Source organism: Aeromicrobium sp. (assembly GCF_036675695.1).
Taxonomy (GTDB): Bacteria; Actinomycetota; Actinomycetes; order Propionibacteriales; family Nocardioidaceae; genus Aeromicrobium.
This window is the reverse complement of the sequence record NZ_JAKFEL010000083.1, coordinates 1-2,001: the sequence shown is the minus strand read 5'-3', so window position 1 is coordinate 2,001 and position 2,001 is coordinate 1. Positions and strand designations below refer to the sequence as shown.

Below are 2,001 nucleotides of genomic sequence, written 5' to 3'. Positions count from 1 at the left end.
AAGGACGAAGCAGTGACCGACCGCACCGCGCGCAAGACCCGCGAGGGACTTGTCGTCAGCGACAAGATGGACAAGACCGTCGTGGTCAACGTCGAAGAACGCGTCAAGCACGCGCTCTACGGCAAGGTTCTGCGTCGCAACATCAAGCTCAAGGCTCACGACGAAGCGAACGACGCTGGCATCGGCGACCGGGTTCTCATCATGGAGACTCGTCCGCTGTCTGCCACCAAGCGTTGGCGCATCGTCGAGATCCTCGAGAAGGCCAAGTAGGAGACGACAGATGATTCAGCAAGAGTCGCGACTCAAGGTCGCCGACAACACCGGTGCCAAGGAAATCCTTTGCATCCGTGTGCTCGGTGGCTCGGGTCGGCGCTATGCCGGCATCGGTGACACCATCGTCGCCACTGTCAAGGACGCGATCCCCGGCGGAAACGTCAAGAAGGGTGAGGTCGTCAAGGCTGTCGTGGTGCGCACCGTCAAGGAGCGCCGTCGTCCGGATGGTTCTTACATCAAGTTCGACGAGAACGCCGCAGTCATTCTCAAGGCCGATGGCGACCCGCGCGGTACGCGCATCTTCGGTCCCGTTGGGCGCGAGCTTCGCGACAAGAAGTTCATGCGCATCATTTCTCTCGCACCGGAGGTGCTCTGAGATGGCCCGCAATGCAGGTTCCATCAGCATCAAGAAGGGTGACCAGGTCAAGGTCATCGCTGGCAAGGACAAGGGCGTGACTGGTTCGGTGATCGAAGTGATCAGCGAGCAGAACCGCGTCATCGTCGAAGGCGTCAACCGCGTGAAGCGTCACACCAAGGCTGGACAGGCCGGTGGCGGAAGCACGGGAGGCATCATCACCAGCGAGGCTCCGATCCACATCTCCAACGTGATGCTGCTCGTCGATGACAAGGGTGGCAAGACCACCACGCGCATCGGCTTCCGCCGCGACGAGGTCACCAAGTCCCGTCCCGACGGTTCCACCTATTCCGCGCACCGCAGCGTGCGTATCGCCAAGAAGACCGGAAAGGAGATCTGACATGGCTGACACCACCACGGCGGCCCCCCGCCTGAAGGCGCGTTACCGCGAAGAGATCCTTCCGGCCCTCCGCGAGGAGTTCAACTACGCCAACGTCATGCAGGTTCCAGGCCTCACCAAGATCGTCGTCAACATGGGCGTCGGCGAGGCTGCTCGCGACGGCAAGCTGATCGAGGGCGCGATTCGCGACCTCACCGCCATCACGGGCCAGAAGCCGCAGGTCACCAAGGCTCGCAAGTCCATCGCGCAGTTCAAGCTGCGTGAAGGTATGCCGATCGGTGCGCACGTCACACTGCGCGGCGACCGTATGTGGGAGTTCCTCGATCGTCTGCTGACGCTCGCACTTCCTCGTATCCGCGACTTCCGTGGGCTTTCGCCCAAGCAGTTCGACGGTCGTGGCAACTACACGTTCGGTCTGACCGAGCAGGTCATGTTCCACGAGATCGATCAGGACAAGATCGACCGCTCGCGTGGAATGGACATCACGATCGTCACCACGGCGACCAACGACGACGAGGGACGCGCGCTGCTCAAGCTGCTCGGGTTCCCTTACAAGGAGAACTGACATGGCGAAGACTGGATTGAAGGTCAAGGCCGCTCGCAAGCCCAAGTTCGCTGTCCGCGGCTACACCCGCTGCCAGCGTTGTGGACGCCCGCGCTCGGTCTACAAGAAGTTCGGCCTCTGCCGCATCTGCCTTCGCGAGATGGCACACCGCGGCGAGCTGCCCGGCATCACCAAGAGCTCCTGGTAACAACACCTACCCACTGAACGCCACAGGTCTCTCCGCTGAATTGCGGGGAAGAAACCGGGGCAGGAATGGAACACCTGAACTATGACAATGACCGATCCGATCGCCGACATGCTGACGCGTGTCCGCAACGGCAATCAGGCATACCACGACAGCGTGACGATGCCGTACTCCAAGCTGAAGGCCGGCGTCGCCGAGATCCTGAAGCAGGAGGGCTACATCAC

General features: G+C 61.5%; 6 protein-coding genes. All 6 read left to right on the top strand.

Annotated elements, in window-relative coordinates:
* Window positions 1–12: 12 nt before the first annotated feature.
* A complete protein-coding gene (rpsQ, locus tag V6M39_RS05400; protein WP_332642714.1) occupies window positions 13–270 on the top strand; it encodes a 30S ribosomal protein S17 in 258 nt (85 codons plus the stop codon).
* Between the two features lie 10 nt (window positions 271–280).
* Window positions 281–649: a 50S ribosomal protein L14 gene (gene rplN, locus V6M39_RS05395; RefSeq protein WP_007078626.1), complete on the top strand. Its 369-nt coding sequence runs from the start codon at window positions 281–283 to the stop codon at window positions 647–649.
* Between the two features lies 1 nt (window position 650).
* Complete coding sequence (gene rplX / locus V6M39_RS05390) at window positions 651–1,028, top strand: 50S ribosomal protein L24 (RefSeq protein ID WP_332642711.1); 378 nt, start codon at window positions 651–653, stop codon at window positions 1,026–1,028.
* A gap of 1 nt (window position 1,029) precedes the next feature.
* Window positions 1,030–1,593 carry a 50S ribosomal protein L5 gene (gene rplE, locus V6M39_RS05385; RefSeq protein ID WP_332642710.1) on the top strand — a complete coding sequence of 188 codons (564 nt, stop codon included), beginning with the start codon at window positions 1,030–1,032 and terminating at the stop codon, window positions 1,591–1,593.
* A gap of 1 nt (window position 1,594) precedes the next feature.
* Window positions 1,595–1,780, top strand: a complete 186-nt coding sequence (locus V6M39_RS05380; RefSeq protein ID WP_056209415.1) for a type Z 30S ribosomal protein S14 — start codon at window positions 1,595–1,597, stop codon at window positions 1,778–1,780.
* A gap of 81 nt (window positions 1,781–1,861) precedes the next feature.
* Window positions 1,862–2,001: 30S ribosomal protein S8 (gene rpsH, locus V6M39_RS05375; RefSeq protein ID WP_332642712.1), on the top strand; the 140-nt coding region annotated here is incomplete at its 3' end.

What these genes read in the sequence shown, in the direction of transcription:
- rplE (WP_332642710.1), top strand. Translation starts at nt 1,030, where the DNA reads ATGGCTGACACCACCACGGCGGCCCCCCGCCTGAAGGCGCGTTACCGC.
- rplX (WP_332642711.1), top strand. Translation starts at nt 651, where the DNA reads ATGGCCCGCAATGCAGGTTCCATCAGCATCAAGAAGGGTGACCAGGTC.
- rplN (WP_007078626.1), top strand. Translation starts at nt 281, where the DNA reads ATGATTCAGCAAGAGTCGCGACTCAAGGTCGCCGACAACACCGGTGCC.
- V6M39_RS05380 (WP_056209415.1), top strand. Translation starts at nt 1,595, where the DNA reads ATGGCGAAGACTGGATTGAAGGTCAAGGCCGCTCGCAAGCCCAAGTTC.